Here is a 16,109-nt window from a genome sequence, read left to right as displayed (position 1 = left end):
AAACCTTTACTACAACAGGAATCTTAAAAAAGCAGGTGAAAGTATGCAGGAACAAGAGATAGAAGTACTCCAATTAATCGAGAAAAATGCGAATATGGAACCTGGAAAAATTGCGAAATTGATGAATATAACGGAAGAGAAAGTTCGCGAACTCCTCCGTGGATTAGAAGAGAAGAAAGCGATCCTCGGGTATTCGACCCTGATCGACTGGGCGAAGGTAATCGATAAAGAGGAAGTGACAGCGATGGTGGACGTCAAAGTACAGCCGGCGCGTGGCACAGGATTCGATAAAGTGGCCGAACGGATCTACCGCTTCCCGGAAGTGAAAGCCGTTTATCTTATGTCCGGGGCTTATGATCTTTCTGTCTCCGTGGAAGGGAAAACGATGATGGAAATCGGGCGCTTCATTTCTGAAAAATTGTCCGCACTCGATTCTGTGCTGTCAACGACGACCCATTTCGTATTGAAACGCTACAAGCATGATGGCATCATTCTCGATGATGATGAGGATGACAATGACCGTCGAATGGTGGTGTCTCCATGAAGAAGACATCATTCGTATCCAAACAGGCAGACAGTCTCCAGCCTTCCGGAATCCGTCGCTTTTTCGACCTTGCCGCACAGATGGAAGACGTGATTTCTCTCGGTGTCGGAGAACCGGATTTCGTTACACCATGGAGTTTCATCGAACACAGCTTCCATGCACTTGAGCAGGGATATACCTCCTATACGGAAAATGCTGGCATGCTTGATTTACGCGAGGAGATCAGTAACTATCTGCTCGGAAGTTTCGGTGTGAACTATGATGCTGAAAAAGAAGTCGTCGTAACCGTCGGAGCCAGTCAGGCGATTGACCTGGCACTCCGGGCTACCGTGAACCCGGGAGAAGAAGTGCTCGTCGTCGAACCCGGATTCGTTGCTTACGTGCCGACAGTCAGTCTCGCAGGTGGAACACCGGTCACTATCCAAACGCGGCCGGAGGACGACTTCAAATTGACACCTGCACAAATTGAAGAAGCTGTCACCCCGAATACCAAAGCGATCATCCTTTGTAATCCAAACAATCCTACAGGGGCCGCTTTATCAAGGGAGGAACTCGAAGGCATAGCTGAGGTCGTAGAAAAACATGATCTACTCGTGCTGTCGGATGAGATTTATGCGGAACTGACGTATGAAGACGTGCATACGAGCTTCCCGGCCATCGGACGTATGAAGGAAAGGACCGTATTGATCAGCGGTTTTTCCAAGGCGTTTGCTATGACCGGCTGGCGTCTCGGATATGCGACAGGACCTCAGGAAATCATCGAAACGATGGTGAAAATCCACCAGTACACGATGATGTGTGCACCGACCATTGCCCAGCATGCCGCACTCGAAGCGATGAAGAACGGAAAACCGAGCGTCGATCATATGATGAAGAGTTACAAGCAGCGCCGTAATTTCATCGTCAGCAGCCTGAATGAAATGGGGCTGGACTGTCCGAATCCAGGTGGAGCGTTCTATGCCTTTCCGTCAATCAGGGAAACAGGTCTAAGTTCGGCTGACTTCGCCGAAGAACTGCTTCAGGAAGAGCAGGTCGCTGTCGTTCCTGGAGATGTGTTCGGGGAAAGCGGAGAAGGTTTCGTCCGCTGTTCCTACGCGACCTCCTTGAAACAGTTGGACGAAGCGATGAGACGAATGAAGCGTTTTGTGGAAAAAAGAATATAATACCAACTTATCAGAAGCAGCTCAACATAAATGGGGGAACTATCCTTAGTTGGGCTGTTTTTTTATAAAAGTTTACGCGGGACTGTTGATTATAAACGACCTTTTATCAGTATATAGAGCAGGAGGGGTTCTGTGGAGAATAGAGTACTGGAACGAATTCCACATGTGAAAGAAGCGGAAACTGTCACAAAGCTTACGAAAGGATTTTCTTATGATGAAAAATATATAATCGACGAAACCTATCTTTTGCGGATGTTTGCTAAGGAAAATAGCCCATCCAGAAAAAGGGAATTTGAAACGCTGCATCAATTGTCTACGTATTCAGATTATGTACCAAAAGCGATAGCATTCGATACATTGAAGGATAGCGGCAAGTCCTACATGATTTTATCTTACGTACCTGGTACAGATGCAGAAAATGTGCTGGGGAATTTAACTGAAGAAGAACAATATTCAGCAGGGGTGAAAGCAGGGGAAGAATTGAAAAAGATACATACATTGCACGCCCCTTCTGACTATCCGTCATGGTATACAATAAAGAAAAGAAAAATGGACAAGTATTTAAGGGAATTCCAGCAGGTAGATGTGGATGAAGGTCTCAAAAGTATGCTGGAGAACTATATTAAAGAGAGAGAATTTTTGATGGAAAACAGGCCGAGCACTTTCCAGCATGATGATTTTCATCCTTCGAATATTTTGATTGAGAATAAGCGGTTGTCCGGCGTTATCGACTTTCAAAGAATGGATTGGGGAGATCCGGTCCACGACTTGCAGAAGTTGGGTTTCTTCTCGAAACAGGTCAGCATTCCATTCACGAGAGGAATTTTGGATGGCTATCACGAGGGAGAAGAAATCAGTGAGTTCTTTTGGAAACTGTTCACCTTTTATAGTGCGGTACATATCGTTTCTGCGCTTGTCTGGGGCAAGAAAAGAAGTCAGGAACAGTATAAGCTACTTTTCGACCGTTCTCTGGAGGTTATTTGTGATCATGATGAGTTCAAATGCATCGTTCCTAAGTGGTATAAGGAAAAAGGGTAGCAACCTGCTACACATGTTAAGTCACTATCATTAGCTGCATAATGCGGAACTTCTGAATTAGAGGCGGCACATAAAATGCTCAAATGACAGGTTAAGAGATCAGTGCAATTATTGAATGGGAAGAATATAGGGAAGAGGTGAAATCATCTCAAACTCAATAAATACTATAAAATTTTCTCCAATATTTGAAAGTGGGAGTAAAGTGCAAAATAAACTGAAAAAATCATCAACAGATAAATCTATACATGGAGTTTGTGGAGGTATTGCTGAATTCTTTGGCATCTCGTCTTTAGGAGTGAGACTCCTGTTTATCTTTTTGCCAGGTAATTTAGTGATTTATATCATTCTTGCCAATACGATGTCCGAGAGTCCTCGTTCCTTATAAAAGCCAAAAATATTGATTTGTATATTGCTTCTTGTCCATGTACCTAGATATAAACTACAAAAACCAGGATAGGAGTCCGACGAATGCAGGGATCCAGCCTTGAATATTATTATCAGAAAATAATAGGAATAGAAAAAAACCTAAACATGCCAATCCAATAACCTTCATTATTTAAAATATATTACAAAAAAGTATGAAAGGAGGCATATTGAAGAAAGTCTTTGTCATATTAATAATTGTGATACCTATCGTTTTCGTAGGAAGCTTTCTTTATTCCAGATTCAATCCACCTTTAGCTGTCTCGGGTGGATATGCATACCAGGAAGATAAAGAAGTAATGATAGTGGATGTAGGCAATAAATATCCATTTGGAAGTATCAAAATAACCGAGTTGTTAGTGAATAATCAAAATCAACCCTCCAAAGCGAAAATGCAAGTCAGTACTCATTCCCTGGGTTTCATTATAAGCGACCAATTTAATAGTGAAGAGGCGGCTGAGTATCAATTTGAAAGCATAGAAAACGTGAAGCTGAAGCCGAACACAGATCCTCGTGGCCAATTGGACAAAGTGAATGAAGGAACCATTTCTAATGAAGATTTGATTTATGCAGTTACATTAGGTCACGAAAGAAGTATTGAAAAAGTAATCATAAAGTATAGCTATTTGGGAGTGCCTTATGAAAAGATTGTATCCACAACAGTAGGGGAAATTGAATAGACTGAAATTTGATGAGTTTTTATAAATCGCTGAAGAGTTGAATGGAATTGGAATCATTCTATAGCCAACTTGAATCAGAATAAGGAGAGAAACATTCTACACTGCATGGTTTCATTGGGAAGGAAGAAGCTTTCAGGGAAGTGAAATAAGAGTAGGAAAGGGAGGGGATAGAATGGGGGGGATAATCGTCGTTTTAGTTTTTATCAGTCTATACGCAGTCGGATTGTGGCTGAGTGTACTTGCTTTCAACTACAAAAAATTTCTGGGTTATTTAACAACTTTCTGGTTTCCTTTAATCATTGTTTATATGTTCGCCTCAACGGTTGTGATTTATATGTTCCCAGCTTTGTTAGTCAGCTTAATTGTATATCATTATTTAATACAAAGAGGAAAAGGTTCGTACAAAGAAGAAAAGGCAATGACATTTGAGGAACTGGTAAAGCTAAAAGATTGTTTCCTTTCATTTGAAGGGATTCAGGAGCCTTCGGATGGAAACATGAAACTTAGAATCTTTGTTAACAAAAGTGATAATCCCACCGACCTATTCACGATTCCACACCCTGACAGAAAAGTGGAATCTCTTCAAATCGGATTCAAAAACTACATAACCTATTCCGTGATCTTTGATGATTTTACCGTATGGAACGAGAATGACGTATTCCGAGGCGAATCATTTCGTATCTATGAAAATTCCGATTACTTTGATTTTATAAAGGAAAAATCTATCCTGCCGAGTGATTCTTTGACTCATTATTCGTTGGCTTGCGAGGAACATAAAGTCGATATCATTTCAAAACATGCACCTGTCATTACACGAAGGAATCCAAAAGTTCAGCTAATCACTACAAGAACCAAGAGAAGGAATATGGAAGGTATCGTCGATAGATCACTGTAGACTTAAATACAACATAAATATAAAGTGTGTAAGGACGATTAATATTAAAGAGATGAATCAGCTCTACCAAATGGCATCGTGACTTATTAGTTTGTGAAGATCCTAATGTCGATATCACTACAAAACATGCACTTGTCCTTACACGGAGGAAGTCAAAAGTTTAGCTAATCACTACACCACCCGAAAGAAGGGAAGAATTATGAAAAAAGTGAAAGTCTATCACTACGATGCATTCAGCAATCAACCGGAGAAAGGAAACCCGGCTGGAGTGGTATTGGACGGCGATAATCTTACAGAGGATGAGATGCAGGAGGTTGCGTTCAAGGTCGGATTCAATGAAACGGCTTTTCCTTTGAAATCGGATGTCGCTGACATAAGATTACGATTTTTTACTCCAGGACATGAAATGGATTTGTGTGGTCATGCGACAATGGCTACGGTATTTGCATTGAAAAGTGAAGGGATGCTGGGAGATAAGACAGAATTAACGATCGAAACGAACGCAGGAATCCTACCGATTCGCATGAATACCTATGAGAAGAATGAAACATTTATAACGATGAAGCAGTCCTCCCCTCAATTCAAAGAATTCGCAGGCTCAAGGGAAGATTTAGTTGGTTCACTCGGATTGAAAACCACCGATTTGCATCCTGAATTACCGATTCTTTATGGAAGTACCGGGACATGGACTTTGCTTATACCTATAAAAGATCTTTCTGCTTTTCAAAACATGAAGCCGGATAATAAACGTTTTCCGGGTGTGTTAAAGGAAATGCCGAAATCTTCGGTTCATCCTTTCTGTCTGGAAACGAACAATGTGGATGCGGATATGCATGCCAGGCACTTTTCTTCTCCTTTTTCAGGAACCGTGGAAGATGCAGTTACGGGAACGGCTTCCGGGGTGATGGGTGCTTATTATGCCACATACGTCAATAGCGACTATACTGATACTCTGGACCTTACCATTGAACAAGGACATGAAATAGATAAAGATGGCCAAGTTTTTGTGGAGGTAACAGGGACTCATGAATCATTGAACGTCGAGATCACTGGAAAAGCTGTTTACGTGAAGGAATTTCATATCAAGATAAAGTAAGACTAAAGGAAGGATGTGAAACTATCAAAAGAATCATTTTTATCCTTTTGGTCAGCGGTTTATTGCTTGTCAGTTGTGATCAGGAAAATGGTATGTCTGACTCAGAGAACCCTGAGCTTCAAGAGCAGAAAGATACCGTTGGAGTAGAAGAAAGTGACCTGGAACATTTAAAGAATGTAAAGGTTAAGTACAAGGAAGAACTGTACAGCTTGACCCCTCATGTGGAATGCACTTCTGCTACAGAATGTGAAGAACAAGAAGAGCTAAATAAGTTGAAAGAAGAATCGCCACCTGCTGAGATTGAGGCGAATATAGGAGATGAACTGAAGATTGAACTTCCGGAAGCACTGCCTGAGCCGGATGGGGTTACAGTGAATCAGCAACAGGGTGGCACAAGTATTAGGAAAAGCCCGGAGAATGGTATTATTGAGATAGCGGGGGAGGAGAATAAAGAGATTACATATATGATTGATGTTATATGGAGGGGGAGTGAAGGTACTATTATTTCGTCTGTAGTGTACATGCTTGAAGTCCCTTCTCCTGAAATATGATGATGCTGATTATAGAGAGGAGAAGAATATGTTGTCTGAAGGACTACTTCATCACGTGGAAATCTATGTATCGGATCTTGAAAAATCCAAAGCTTTTTGGGGCTGGTTCCTGGGAGAACTAGGCTATGAACCATACCAGCAATGGGATGGCGGTCAAAGCTGGAAGCTTGGGGAAACGTATTTGGTGTTTGTCCAGACCGAGAGTAAATACCTGGACGTTCTTTATAACAGATGTAGAACAGGATTGAATCATCTGGCGTTCCATGCTTCTTCTCGTGAAAGGGTAGATGAAATGCTGAATATGCTGAAGGATAGAGAAGTACCGATCTTGTATGAAGATGATTTTCCGTATGCGGGTGGCGAGGATCATTATGCCGTTTATTTTGAAGATCCCGATCGGATTAAAGTCGAATTTGTCGCACCAGCACCTATATTGAAGGAGGAATCTGAATGAAAACAATACGATGGGGAATCATCGGATGCGGAGACGTCACAGAAAAGAAGAGTGGGCCTGCGTTTCAGCTCATTGAACAGAGTTCTTTGCAAGCTGTCATGAGAAGGAACGGAGAAAAAGCGAAAGATTATGCCGAACGCCACGGGGTGCCGACGTGGTATGACCGGGCGGAAGACTTGATTCATGATGATGAAGTGGATGCCGTCTATATTGCCACGCCTCCCTCCTCCCACATGGAGTATACGAAGATGGTCGCAGAAGCCGGAAAGCCGGTGTATGTAGAAAAACCGATGGCGAACAGTGTAGAAGAATGTGAAGCGATGATTGAAGCGTGTGAGGCGAATGGCGTTCCGTTATTCGTTGCTTACTACCGTAGATCTCTGCCACGTTTTCTGAAAGTGAAAGAACTGATTGATGAAGGAGCGATTGGGGACGTACGTTTTGCAAGTATTGAACAAACGCAGAAAATCATTCAGAAAAATGAAGATGGCAGCTGGCCGTGGAGGGTTCTCCCGGAACAAAGCGGCGCAGGTTTGTTTTATGATGTCGGTTCGCACACGCTCGATCTGTTCGATTATCTACTTGGACCTATGACTGATGTGAAGGGGATAGCCGATAATTTGGCCGACTCCTATCCTGCGGAGGATACAGTGAGCGGCACATGGAAATTCGAAAGAGGCGCAGTCGGAATGGGTGTATGGAACTTCTCTTCTTACAAAAATGCGGACGATAATCGTATTGTCGGAACCAAAGGTGAAATCCGTTTCTCTTCGTTTGATGACAAACCAATCACCCTTCTGACGGAAACGGCAGAAGAATCTTTTCATATCGAGCACCCGAAGCATATCCAGTACTACCATATCCAATCCATTGTAAAGGAACTGCTGGGGCAGGGTACTTGTCCGAGTACGGGAAAGACAGCTCTTCGCACGAATCAAGTGATGGAAGAGTTCGTGAAGGAGTATTATCAGTAATGAAAAATCGTCCCCATATTAATATTGAATAAAATAATACCGCTCCTCATTCAAAAGAAGCGGGACCTTTAAAAAAGGCTCTGTTAAAGCCTGATGTTGATTTTAGAACGAAGGGTGGAGACGCCTGCGGGAGAAGCATGAACGGAAAATCACCGGAATCGAACGTAGGGAGATTCCGGAAGTTTGCGTCATGCCCGCGGCAAGCTTCCCCCCGTAGAGATAGAAATCAACTAGGAACGATAACAGAGCCTTAAAAAAATATCGCTCAATCCGTCTGTTTCACACTAAGAGCAGTAATGGTAAAGAGAATCAGTGCCATACCAACGACCTGGATAAGGGTCAATGAATCTCCCAGAAGCAAGACACCGAATAAGGAAGCTGTAATCGGCTCTACCATAGCCACCATCGAAGCGGTAGAAGGCGTTGTCCGACGAACACCGATCAAGTAGATGATGAATGACACGCCTGCACCCACCAGTCCCAGAAGAATAAACCATCCCAGGTCGCTGGAACTGAGTACATCAGTCAATTCTTTCCTGTCCGTCAAGAAGAAAAGAATGACACTGAATGCGAAAAAAGCGGATGTTAAAATCATTTGCGGTTTCCCTATCGCTGCGGCTTTTTTGAACCCGAAGATGAACAGAGCGTAGGAAAGACCGGCTGCCAATCCTGCCACGATTCCAACGAACCCGGTAGAAAGATTTTCAACATTATAGGCTCCAGTAAGCAGGACGATACCTATAAGGACCCCTATGATGCAGATCCATTTGAACCAGTTCGAGCGCTCTATCTTCAGTAGAAATGAAACCAAAAGGACGAAAACCGGGGCTGTGTACATAAGAGTCGCTGCTACAGCGATACTGGAAGCTTCGATTGCCAGGAAGTAAAAAGTGAAATTCCCTGCAACCCCGATACCCGCGAGGATCGAGAAGACATAAAGACGTGCAGAAACAATCCAATTCTCTTTTAAACTAAGCAGGAACCAGATGATGAAACATATCAGTCCTACAGCTCCGCGATAGAATGAAATAACGAGGGGGTCCCACCCCTTACTCATTAATATATCTGCGATCCCCCCGGTAATCCCCCAAAATACAGCAGCCAGTACAACCAATCCGATACCTATGAATTTCATAAGGCGCCCCCTCCTTCTTTTTAAATGTATTGTGAAAGATTCAAGGGCTAGTTTCCTTTTACACTCGGAAACTAAACGCATAACTGAAAAAAGTAAAAACTTTGTAATATTTGTAACTTCATGCAGTCTGAAAATTCACTGCAAAGCCTACTGGTATTCATTTGTTTTCACTTTTAACGAGGGCGTAGAAACACGGAAAGGAAGCTTTAGGCTGGAAAGCGATTTGGAAAAGAAAGAAGAGAAAAGACATAATTGTGGAGGTCCTTTATATCTATGAGTTCGTAAAAGCCCCTGTCAGTGCTTTCTTTCACTGCAAGGGCTTTTGATTATTCTTTGAGGCGGTCGATGGTCTGTTTCAATTTATCTGCTATATTCTCTACCGATCCATTGAATTCTTCACTTTTGAACGTCACTTTCGAGCGGCTCTCGTCCATTTCGAGAGCTTCCGAGAAGAGACCGCCAAGACCTCGGGCGCGCCGGTCCACTTCCAGCATGACATCCAGTTTATCCTGACTTATAAAGAAAATCGCTTCAAGTTCCTCCAGGTAGTCGTGGTATTCGCCCCCAGCAGAGAATTCGAATTCCTGTACGAAACCATGACGTTTCGAATACTCCATTTCCACTTCGCGAAGACGGAAACTGAGTTGATTTTCAAGCGCCTCAATAACTTTTTCTATATGGGGATGAGGTTTCAGATCTATCGGGTCGCGATCCTCTGGATCAAGAGCCATCGGGATATCTACGCCGGTTTCGAACCAGATCGGCAGGCGCTCAAAAGAAGCAGGAGTATGAAGCGGGAGTTGAATCGTAAATGGGATTTCTTTGTTTTCTCCCGCCCCGATGAATAGTTGATCACTTATTTTATATTTTTCGAGCGATACTTTTTCTTTCACTTTCCGTTCGTTCACTTCCTGGACCGCTTCTGTCATTAGGAAAATACATATAGCATCTATCGTCTGTTCCGTTTCTCCACCTTGTATGAAGACTTTCCCATGTACGTCTTCTCCTGGTACAAATGTCTCTTTCTCAAGTTGAGTATCCACGGTCGCTGCCCCGATCCCGAGACTCGCCAGAAATTTTTTGAACATATAATATCCCTCCTTTTCTGCTATTATACAAAAAAGTGATAAGATTTGGTTCAAATAATTTTAAAATATTGGCGTGTATGGCATCCAATTGCACTTTTCTTACGTATGCTGTATGAGAAACGTTGTATTCCGGTGATCTGTTTTCTATAATGGGATTACTACAAAGAAAAAGGAGAAGCGGATGAGTATTCAGGATGAAGAGCTTTACAGACGCGTATTGCATAAAGATAAAGACGCACTTGAGTCGCTATACGATAAATATGAAAAACTATTGTTTTCGTTCAGCTACAAAATGACGAACAATAGGGAGTTATCAGAAGAAGTCGTGCAGGATGTGTTCATGAAGTTATGGACACAGAAGGGAACCTATGATAGTTCGAAGGGGAAGTTCTCCAGTTGGCTGCTTACGATTGCACGAAATGCCGCGATCGATCTGATGAGAAAGAAAAAGGAGACGCCTTACGAACTTGAGGAAAGGGATGCCCTTCAGGCGAATGAACCCTCCATTGAAGAAATGTATGAATGGAAGGAAGAAGCGACAGTTGTAAGACAGGCGATGACGGTATTGAAAGAAGAACAACAAAGAGTTATTCGGCTTTTCTACTTCGACGCGAAATCTCATAGAGAGATCGCTGAAAGGCTGGAATTGCCACTCGGCACAGTAAAGGGACGAATACGAATGGCATTGAAGCATTTACAGACAGAGATGATCAGGAGAGAAGGGGGGGAAGAACGACATGAGTGAAAAGCGATGCGATATGCTGATCGATTATTTCAACGGGCAGTTGACAGACGAAGAAGAAAAGCAGTTCGAAGAGCATTTGGAGACGTGCGAGTCCTGCCAGGCAGAGCTTGACGAGTGGCGTTCTTTGACAGAAGACCTTCCTTATCTCTCCGAACCCGTAGAACCGGAGAGCGGAATGAAAGACCGCGTCCTCTCCTCGATTTTCGATGAAGAAGAGCAAGAGGAAACAGGAAATGAACAGAAGAATATCGAACGTGAGCAAAAGAAAGAGGAGCCCGTGTTGTTCCAACCGAAAAAGAAAAGGAACTGGGCCGTCTGGGGGCTTGCTGCCGCGCTAACCGCTTCTCTCATAGGGAACGCAGCGTTTCTCACTCAGACTCCTGAGACTGTCGCTCCTGAACCATCAGAGGAAGAAGTCGTGATTGATAATCTGCAGCAGGCACTGACGCTTCAGAATCCTGAAGGGGGAGAAGCGAATGGCCGTGCTTCGATGGTGGCCAATGACGGGGAAGCTCAGCTCGTCGTCCAGGCAGAACAGCTCGACGCTCTCTCAGGCGATGAGGCTTATCAGGTATGGCTGCTTGAAGAAGGAGAGCCGGTAAGAGCCGGTACGTTTGTTCCGAATGAAGAAGGGACCGGAGCGGTGACGTATCCGATGGAAGGTCTTCAGGACAGAAATTGGGAAACACTCGCCATAACCAAAGAACCTGGACCGGATAGTGAAACACCGCAGGGGGACATTGTGCTGGCTTCTGAAATATAAGAGTTTCAAAGCTGCTCTCACGTTTGAGAGCAGTTTTTCTACATAAATGGGAAGGTGGTGGAAGGATGATCATCGATATGGAGAACGTCTCTCTGAAACGGGAGGGCCGATATATTCTCAATGATATCAGCTGGCAGGTAGAGAAACAGGAGCACTGGGCACTCCTCGGTCTGAACGGTTCGGGGAAAACATTTTTGCTTAACCTGATCAATGCTTATGCGTTTCCGACAACAGGAAGGATGAGCGTCCTCGGTCTCGAGTTCGGGAAAACGTACCTGGCTGAAAAACTCCGGAGACGAATCGGGTTCGTTTCCAGCTCTGTCCAGAATCGTCTTCATAGAGGGGACAATGCCTTTGAGGTCGTATTGAGCGGTGCTTTCGCTTCCATAGGGTTGTACGACACACCGACAGATGAAATCAGGGAAAAAGCGATTGGACTATTGAAGGAGCTCGGCTGTTTCGACTATGCCAACCGTCTTTACGAGACACTGTCTTCCGGAGAAAAACAGCGCGTGCTCATTGCTCGGGCGCTTATGGCGGATCCGGAGCTTCTCATTCTGGATGAACCTACGAACGGACTTGATTTTTTAGCTAAAGAACAGCTGCTCGAGTCGGTGGAACGCATTGCCGAAAGGGAAAACGGACCGACAATCATTTACGTTACCCATCACGTCGATGAAGTTCTGCCCGTGTTTGAAAACACTCTTCTTTTGAAAGAAGGAGCGGTGTATGATTCCGGAGATACGACCCGTCTGCTTACCAGAGAGATGTTATCGTCGTTCTTCGAAGTTCCTGTCGACATCTCCTGGAATAAACGCCGACCATTTATGATGAAACAATGAATCCTTCTCTAAACAGAGGAGGATTTTTTTAATGAAAATAAAAAATTTGAACTTTTTTTGATAAATAATGATCCAGTGTAAGATCCGCGCCGTATGCTTGGTGAAATCAATTAAAAAGGAGAGGATCATCAATGAACTGGAAAAAAGGATTAGTTACCATTCCACTGGCGGCGACACTTACGATTCCGACACTAGGGTTGAACGTGTACGCGGAGGATCATGCAAAAACACCTACAGTAGACACAGAGGCAGTAGAACTACGTTCCTCGCTCGATCACTTGCTGAGTGAACACGTGTACCTGGCAGTAGAAACAATGAGAAAAGGAGCAGAAGGGGCTGCAGATTTTGAACAGTCAGCCGGAGCCCTGAGCCAGAACACAGAAGATCTATCAGCAGCGATCGGTTCTGTTTACGGTGAAGAAGCCGGAAATCAATTCAATGAAATGTGGTCGGAACACATCGGATATTTCGTTGACTATGTAGAAGCGACCGGTGCTGAGGACGAAGCGGCTAAACAGGAAGCACTCGATAACCTGGGTCAATATAAAGAAGAATTCTCCCAGTTCCTTGAAGGTGCTACAGGCGAACGTCTCGAAGCTGACGCTCTTGCAGAAGGACTGCAAATGCACGTGGACCAACTGATCGGCGCATTTGACGCATTCGTAGCAGGCGATTACGAAGCTGCTTATGAATACGAAAGAGAAGCTATGAGCCATATGTACATGGTAAGTAAAGGCCTATCCGACGCTATGGCGAATCAGTTCCCGGATAAATTCAATGATACGTCCGCTGTAACACCTGCAGCAGATCTTCGTTCTGATTTGAGCTATCTGTTGAGTGAACACGCAGGACTCGCAGTTGTTGCTATGCAGAATGGAATTGACGGAAGCGAAGACTTTGAAGCATCCGCAGAAGCGTTGAGCAACAACACGGAAGAATTGTCGAACACGATTGGATCCGTTTACGGGGAAGAAGCAGGGGATGAGTTCCAACAAATGTGGTCGGATCACATCGGTAACTTCGTTTCCTATGTGGAAGCGACAGGTGCTGAAGACGAGCAGGCTAAAGAGCAGGCACTCACTGCACTTGAAGGGTACCGCGCAGATTTCTCTTCCTTCATTGAAACAGCGACAGAAGGAAAAGTGAGCGCAGAGGTTATGTCCGAAGGCCTTCAAATGCACGTGAATCAGCTGATCGGAGCCTTTGACAGCTATGCTATGGAAGATTACGAAGCAGCGTACGGCGACATCCGTGAAGCTTATGAACACATGTTTACTCCAGGAAAAGCATTATCAGGAGCGATTTCCGCTCAGTTCCCTGATAAATTCAGTCAGGAAATGCCATCTGACATGCCTAAGACAGGACTTAGTCCTCAAGATACAGGAATGAACAGTACGATGTGGCTTGCAATCGGTGGAATGTTCGCACTGATTACAGCCCTTGTATTCCACTTCAGAAAACAACAAGAGCAATAAAACCAGACCGCCTCTTTAAAAAGGGGCGGTTTTTATATGAAATTAATTATTGGAGTCGTGGTTCGGCAAATCTTTAACTGGACAGAGCGACTATGAAAGACGCCTGGAAATCATGCGCTCAATTTTGTTTTGGGTTGATGGTTCGTTTGTAAAAAGAAGATAATCCTGCTTACTTGTTTTTATCAATATTCTCTCATTAGTGGCACTCGGGTGCCCGATCCTCAAAGCTTTCTGCTCTTCCCCACCATAAGTATCATCACTATTGATTTCCTTTATTTCATTCTTAGGAATTTCCACTTTGCTGAACATCCATGAAATAATTATACTTCCGTTTTTCTCTTTTACCTTTATCCCCATCCTGAGTCCCTCCTCTAATACTTACATTCTATTTCCAACTATATTATACGTAAGAAGATCGCATTTTGTTTCAAACTTTCATTATCCTGAAAAGGCACTGTTTGAAAGCGTTTACTTTGCATTTAAAAAGGGGATTTAATCTTAAGGGGTGATAATTATGGGTTTCTACAACTCACATACAAGTGAGATTACGACACTTCAGCTGGTCTCTCAAATTCTCGGGAAAATTAAACTCGAGTATGCTGCCCAAGAACCACAGTGGGCGCACGTTATGCTTGATATTACGACAAGAGGTTTTTCGACCGGTTTGCTTAAACACGAAAATGCCCATTTTGAAATTGAAGTGAGTCTGATGGAAAGTAGCATAATCATTAAAGGAGAAAAAGATGACATCGTTGTGAAACTGGAGAATGGGAAATCGATTAGTGAGTATTATCGAGAAATCTTCGATGCTACAACGTCTTTGGGGCTACAGTTATCCATTTATACCGTACCCCAGGAAATGGGTATGGAGACGCGATTTGAAGATGACGTTGATCACCATCACTATAATGAAGATGTCGCGAAACAGATTCTCAGGTGGTTCCAGCTTGCGTGGGATGTAGAGCACCGGTTTATCGCCCCTATCAGGCAAAGGAAAGTTGCCCCCGGTCTTTTCTGGGGGACGTTCGATGTCTCGTGTATCCTTATCTACAATGAATTCGAATCGTTTCCGGACGACAGCAAATTGATTGAAAGAGCCGCTTTTGATGAACATATGATCGAATTCGGCTTTTGGCTTGGAAGTGATGGGTTTGAAGACCCTACTTTCTTTACGCTTCCTTACCCTTTTGTAGAAGGGGTGGAATTAGAAGTGGACAATAATTTTCCGTCAGAGAGTTATTTCAGTGGCCAAATGGCGGAATACCTTTATGAAATGAAAAATGATATCGATCAAATCGACTCCGATGAAATTGTTCGTTTTTTCGAAGCTTCCTGCAGAAAGTCTTTTGAGTATTTAAAGTGGCAACATACCGATCACTGCTTTGAACCCTTGAAAATGAAAAGTAATCAAAAGGAAAGATAAGCAATTATATGGGAGGCTCTAATATGGAAAAGGCAGTATGGAAGATCGATAAAGCGCACAGTGTAGTAGGGTTTACAGTGAAGCACATGAGGATATCGAATGTTAAGGGGACGTTTGACGAATTTGAAGGCACAGCAGAAGCAGACCCAAACGATCTGACTGACGCTTCGATAGATGTGAAAATCGAGGCTGCTAGTATTAATACCAAGAAGAAAAAGCGGGACAATCATTTACGATCCGCAGATTTTTTTGATGTAGAGAACTACCCTTATGTAACATTTAAAGCTACAGATATAAAAGAGAAATCAAAAGAACGATACGATGTTACCGGAGACTTCACAATGAGAGGTGTGACAAAACCCGTGACATTCGACGTAACATTTGAAGGAGTGGCGAAGGATCCGATGACCGGGGAGGAAGCAGCCGGATTCACTGGGAGTACCGCTATCAGTCGTGAAGATTTCGGTGTAACGTGGAATGCGGCACTTGAAACAGGTGGGGTTGTGATAGGAGATGAAGTGAAAATCAATATCGAGATACAAATACGTAAGTGACACTCTTAAAACTAGGCTCTCCTGACAATAAACTCTTAGGATAAATGGTTTCCTTGGAGTTTATTGTCAGGAGAGCTTTTGTGAAAAACAAAAAATACATGTTATAATTTGGAATAAATAAAGGAGAGAGAAAAATGAATAACGAAATAAATGATTCATTAGAAGATATAAAAGGAGCATTCCTGTAAGGAAAGAATGTGAGGATAAACCGGGGAATATGACAAATGCATAAAAAAAGCCCCCTTGGTACGATAGAGAGTGTCATC

Annotated in this window: 19 protein-coding genes; 16 read left to right on the top strand and 3 right to left on the bottom strand. The window is 43.4% G+C overall.

Annotated features, from left to right (window positions below; genetic code table 11):
• The first annotated feature begins 43 nt into the window (after positions 1-43).
• The 10 genes from BW944_RS14060 to BW944_RS14015 all read left to right on the top strand — a co-directional run bounded on the left by BW944_RS14060 (position 44) and on the right by BW944_RS14015 (position 7,818).
• Positions 44-544, top strand: a complete 501-nt coding sequence (locus tag BW944_RS14060) for an Lrp/AsnC family transcriptional regulator (protein ID WP_076560772.1) — start codon at positions 44-46, stop codon at positions 542-544.
• Complete coding sequence (locus tag BW944_RS14055) at positions 541-1,707, top strand: aminotransferase (RefSeq protein WP_076560769.1); 1,167 nt, start codon at positions 541-543, stop codon at positions 1,705-1,707. The genes BW944_RS14060 and BW944_RS14055 overlap by 4 nt, the downstream gene beginning before the upstream one ends.
• 132 nt (positions 1,708-1,839) lie before the next feature.
• A complete protein-coding gene (locus tag BW944_RS14050) occupies positions 1,840-2,745 on the top strand; it encodes an aminoglycoside phosphotransferase family protein (protein WP_076560767.1) in 906 nt (301 codons plus the stop codon).
• A gap of 202 nt (positions 2,746-2,947) precedes the next feature.
• Positions 2,948-3,130 (top strand): PspC domain-containing protein, encoded by a 183-nt coding sequence (locus tag BW944_RS14045; protein ID WP_076560765.1) that lies wholly within the window; start codon positions 2,948-2,950, stop codon positions 3,128-3,130.
• A 208-nt stretch (positions 3,131-3,338) separates the two neighbouring features.
• On the top strand, positions 3,339-3,848 hold the full coding sequence (locus tag BW944_RS14040) for a hypothetical protein (protein WP_076560763.1): 510 nt from the start codon (positions 3,339-3,341) through the stop codon (positions 3,846-3,848).
• Between the two features lie 172 nt (positions 3,849-4,020).
• A complete protein-coding gene (locus BW944_RS15175; protein ID WP_076560761.1) occupies positions 4,021-4,743 on the top strand; it encodes a hypothetical protein in 723 nt (240 codons plus the stop codon).
• Between the two features lie 199 nt (positions 4,744-4,942).
• Positions 4,943-5,839, top strand: coding sequence for a PhzF family phenazine biosynthesis protein (locus BW944_RS14030; RefSeq protein WP_076560760.1), 897 nt, complete (start codon positions 4,943-4,945; stop codon positions 5,837-5,839).
• Positions 5,840-5,931: 92 nt separating this feature from the next.
• Positions 5,932-6,390 (top strand): hypothetical protein, encoded by a 459-nt coding sequence (locus BW944_RS14025; RefSeq protein WP_076560758.1) that lies wholly within the window; start codon positions 5,932-5,934, stop codon positions 6,388-6,390.
• Between the two features lie 31 nt (positions 6,391-6,421).
• A complete protein-coding gene (locus tag BW944_RS14020; RefSeq protein WP_076560798.1) occupies positions 6,422-6,844 on the top strand; it encodes a VOC family protein in 423 nt (140 codons plus the stop codon).
• Positions 6,841-7,818 (top strand): Gfo/Idh/MocA family protein, encoded by a 978-nt coding sequence (locus BW944_RS14015; protein WP_076560757.1) that lies wholly within the window; start codon positions 6,841-6,843, stop codon positions 7,816-7,818. Before BW944_RS14020 ends, BW944_RS14015 begins: the two co-directional genes overlap by 4 nt.
• 265 nt (positions 7,819-8,083) lie before the next feature.
• On the opposite strand, the gene BW944_RS14010 is transcribed toward BW944_RS14015, so the two are convergent.
• Positions 8,084-8,953 carry a DMT family transporter gene (locus BW944_RS14010; RefSeq protein ID WP_076560755.1) on the bottom strand — a complete coding sequence of 290 codons (870 nt, stop codon included), beginning with the start codon at positions 8,951-8,953 and terminating at the stop codon, positions 8,084-8,086.
• 326 nt (positions 8,954-9,279) lie between these two features.
• Positions 9,280-10,041, bottom strand: coding sequence for a sporulation protein (locus tag BW944_RS14005; RefSeq protein ID WP_076560754.1), 762 nt, complete (start codon positions 10,039-10,041; stop codon positions 9,280-9,282).
• Between the two features lie 181 nt (positions 10,042-10,222).
• On the opposite strand from BW944_RS14005, the gene BW944_RS14000 reads away from it, so the two are divergent.
• The 4 genes from BW944_RS14000 to BW944_RS13985 all read left to right on the top strand — a co-directional run bounded on the left by BW944_RS14000 (position 10,223) and on the right by BW944_RS13985 (position 13,866).
• Entirely contained in the window at positions 10,223-10,786 is a 564-nt protein-coding gene (locus tag BW944_RS14000; protein WP_076560752.1) for an RNA polymerase sigma factor, read from the top strand.
• Positions 10,779-11,549: an anti-sigma factor gene (locus tag BW944_RS13995; RefSeq protein WP_076560750.1), complete on the top strand. Its 771-nt coding sequence runs from the start codon at positions 10,779-10,781 to the stop codon at positions 11,547-11,549. Before BW944_RS14000 ends, BW944_RS13995 begins: the two co-directional genes overlap by 8 nt.
• Before the next feature lie 65 nt (positions 11,550-11,614).
• The gene (locus BW944_RS13990) at positions 11,615-12,391 is read left to right on the top strand and encodes an ABC transporter ATP-binding protein (RefSeq protein ID WP_076560748.1); all 777 of its coding nucleotides are present in this window, start codon (positions 11,615-11,617) and stop codon (positions 12,389-12,391) included.
• A gap of 131 nt (positions 12,392-12,522) precedes the next feature.
• The gene (locus tag BW944_RS13985; protein ID WP_076560746.1) at positions 12,523-13,866 is read left to right on the top strand and encodes an LPXTG cell wall anchor domain-containing protein; all 1,344 of its coding nucleotides are present in this window, start codon (positions 12,523-12,525) and stop codon (positions 13,864-13,866) included.
• A 90-nt stretch (positions 13,867-13,956) separates the two neighbouring features.
• Here the strand turns inward: BW944_RS13985 and BW944_RS13980 are convergent, their stop codons facing one another.
• A complete protein-coding gene (locus BW944_RS13980; protein WP_076560744.1) occupies positions 13,957-14,223 on the bottom strand; it encodes a SunI/YnzG family protein in 267 nt (88 codons plus the stop codon).
• Positions 14,224-14,380: 157 nt separating this feature from the next.
• Here BW944_RS13980 and BW944_RS13975 point away from each other — a divergent pair, with 157 nt between their 5' ends.
• Both BW944_RS13975 and BW944_RS13970 read left to right on the top strand, forming a co-directional pair.
• Positions 14,381-15,289 carry a DUF5996 family protein gene (locus tag BW944_RS13975; RefSeq protein WP_076560742.1) on the top strand — a complete coding sequence of 303 codons (909 nt, stop codon included), beginning with the start codon at positions 14,381-14,383 and terminating at the stop codon, positions 15,287-15,289.
• 23 nt (positions 15,290-15,312) lie between these two features.
• Positions 15,313-15,843, top strand: a complete 531-nt coding sequence (locus tag BW944_RS13970; RefSeq protein ID WP_076560740.1) for a YceI family protein — start codon at positions 15,313-15,315, stop codon at positions 15,841-15,843.
• Positions 15,844-16,109: the final 266 nt, after the last annotated feature.

The sequence above is a fragment of the Salimicrobium flavidum genome (assembly GCF_900156645.1).
Taxonomy (GTDB): Bacteria; Bacillota; Bacilli; order Bacillales; family Halobacillaceae; genus Salimicrobium; species Salimicrobium flavidum.
The sequence above is the reverse complement of the archived record's forward strand: the minus strand, read 5'-3'. Positions and strand labels throughout refer to the sequence as shown.

Coding starts and splice junctions, on each gene's coding strand:
- BW944_RS14005 (WP_076560754.1), bottom strand. CDS start 10,041: ATGTTCAAAAAATTTCTGGCGAGTCTCGGGATCGGGGCAGCGACCGTG.
- BW944_RS14000 (WP_076560752.1), top strand. CDS start 10,223: ATGAGTATTCAGGATGAAGAGCTTTACAGACGCGTATTGCATAAAGAT.
- BW944_RS13980 (WP_076560744.1), bottom strand. CDS start 14,223: ATGGGGATAAAGGTAAAAGAGAAAAACGGAAGTATAATTATTTCATGG.
- BW944_RS14025 (WP_076560758.1), top strand. CDS start 5,932: ATGTCTGACTCAGAGAACCCTGAGCTTCAAGAGCAGAAAGATACCGTT.
- BW944_RS13985 (WP_076560746.1), top strand. CDS start 12,523: ATGAACTGGAAAAAAGGATTAGTTACCATTCCACTGGCGGCGACACTT.
- BW944_RS13995 (WP_076560750.1), top strand. CDS start 10,779: ATGAGTGAAAAGCGATGCGATATGCTGATCGATTATTTCAACGGGCAG.
- BW944_RS14015 (WP_076560757.1), top strand. CDS start 6,841: ATGAAAACAATACGATGGGGAATCATCGGATGCGGAGACGTCACAGAA.
- BW944_RS14010 (WP_076560755.1), bottom strand. CDS start 8,953: ATGAAATTCATAGGTATCGGATTGGTTGTACTGGCTGCTGTATTTTGG.
- BW944_RS14030 (WP_076560760.1), top strand. CDS start 4,943: ATGAAAAAAGTGAAAGTCTATCACTACGATGCATTCAGCAATCAACCG.
- BW944_RS13975 (WP_076560742.1), top strand. CDS start 14,381: ATGGGTTTCTACAACTCACATACAAGTGAGATTACGACACTTCAGCTG.
- BW944_RS14060 (WP_076560772.1), top strand. CDS start 44: ATGCAGGAACAAGAGATAGAAGTACTCCAATTAATCGAGAAAAATGCG.
- BW944_RS13990 (WP_076560748.1), top strand. CDS start 11,615: ATGATCATCGATATGGAGAACGTCTCTCTGAAACGGGAGGGCCGATAT.
- BW944_RS15175 (WP_076560761.1), top strand. CDS start 4,021: ATGGGGGGGATAATCGTCGTTTTAGTTTTTATCAGTCTATACGCAGTC.
- BW944_RS13970 (WP_076560740.1), top strand. CDS start 15,313: ATGGAAAAGGCAGTATGGAAGATCGATAAAGCGCACAGTGTAGTAGGG.
- BW944_RS14055 (WP_076560769.1), top strand. CDS start 541: ATGAAGAAGACATCATTCGTATCCAAACAGGCAGACAGTCTCCAGCCT.